The 1,324-nt window shown below is 56.2% G+C and carries 3 protein-coding genes; all 3 read right to left on the reverse strand.

Annotated elements, in window-relative coordinates; genetic code table 11:
• Window positions 1-134: 134 nt before the first annotated feature.
• Window positions 135-596: a hypothetical protein gene (locus AC4FWB_RS34180; RefSeq protein ID WP_491030612.1), complete on the reverse strand. Its 462-nt coding sequence runs from the start codon at window positions 594-596 to the stop codon at window positions 135-137.
• The gene (locus AC4FWB_RS34185) at window positions 535-912 is read right to left on the reverse strand and encodes a GntR family transcriptional regulator (RefSeq protein WP_491030610.1); all 378 of its coding nucleotides are present in this window, start codon (window positions 910-912) and stop codon (window positions 535-537) included. Before AC4FWB_RS34185 ends, AC4FWB_RS34180 begins: the two co-directional genes overlap by 62 nt.
• Before the next feature lie 209 nt (window positions 913-1,121).
• Window positions 1,122-1,324 (reverse strand): hypothetical protein (locus AC4FWB_RS34190; RefSeq protein WP_491030611.1); only part of this gene is annotated, 203 nt, incomplete at its 5' end.

Below are 1,324 nucleotides of genomic sequence, written 5' to 3' on the forward strand. Positions count from 1 at the left end.
GATCGCGGCGCGCACTCGCGAATGCGTGGCGCTTCGCAATCCCGTCGTCTCCGCCGAAGGCAGATTCACAGACGCACGTTCCTCATCTGCGCCGGCCATCGCCAGAGACGCTAGCCTGTCGAAGGAGGCGCCATTCAAGAAATTGAAATCGATAGATCCCCACTTGCTACGCTCTGCCAAACAACAGACACCGCGGTCTGCAGTGCGTCGTGGACAGTTGCTGCCACACGCCCGGGCTCGCCCGACCGGAAGCTATCGATCAGCCCTTCGATTTCCTCTGCTTGCAGGGAAATGAAATGATTCCTGTGGGCTGGCACGCATAGAAACCAAATACGGCTGGCGAGATAATAGGTTTCGATCCAGCTCTGCGCCAGAAATGGGTTCGTGATCTTGTTGCAGATGACCCAGCGCAAATCATGCGAAATCTGAGCATATGCTTGTGGACTAAATTCGTTCTCCAGGGCAGCATTCATCGCGTAGCACCTGCTGAGCTCTTCGATTGTTCGCTCACTGTCGGCCGTTGAAATGAAATGCTCAAGCATGAGCGCGAGGTGCAGCCGATATTGCAGTAGGTGCCGCATCGACTGCAAATCCATGCCCGATTACGGGCTGCACCAGACCGGCCACCTCAAGTCTTTGAAGGGCTTGGCGGATTGGTGTACGGCTCACGCCAAACTCTTCTGATAGCGCGATCTCCTTCAGAGCCGTCCCGGGCGGATACTCCAGAATGGAAATTCGATAGCGAAGCGTCTCGAAGATTGCGCCGGTGTCGATACGCTTTGGACGCAAGCCCCCCGGAAGCAATACCGCCGCCGGAGAAGTCGGCTTTCCAGCGCTACGTCGAGTTACTTTCCTTTCCACCTGATGGGAGTCCATGTCTTTCAATTCGGCTCTGTCCGGTCCTGGTTTCATGCTTGTATACAGAAAAAGTGCAGCGGCTGCAGCCCTATTTGGGGCTTGTCCCCAAAGATTGCAACTCCTGGGAGCGCGCTGCGGATAAAGCGCTCTCAATTCACATCAAGTCAGACCTGCCGGTTGCGTGAGTTTCTGGTCGCGGATTTTCGGCCCGTAGCGTGGGCGGACTGGTTGGAATTATCTGCGCTGTTCGGTCCGTCGCCTGCTCAATCCTCATCGCTACTCAAGTCGCCGATCCGCGGCGAGGTCATTGGCGCAGCCGCAAACTTTCCGGCCCCTGGGATCCTAAAGCGGGCGACTGCGTCCATAACAGTCCATACCGAGAGGATCGCCGACACTTGCCGAGAAACGTTTCTTCCATCGTAAAAGCCAAGGTAGAACGGGATTCCATCCTCTTTTTGTGAGGCGT

Source organism: Mesorhizobium sp. LEGMi-168a (assembly GCF_058312955.1).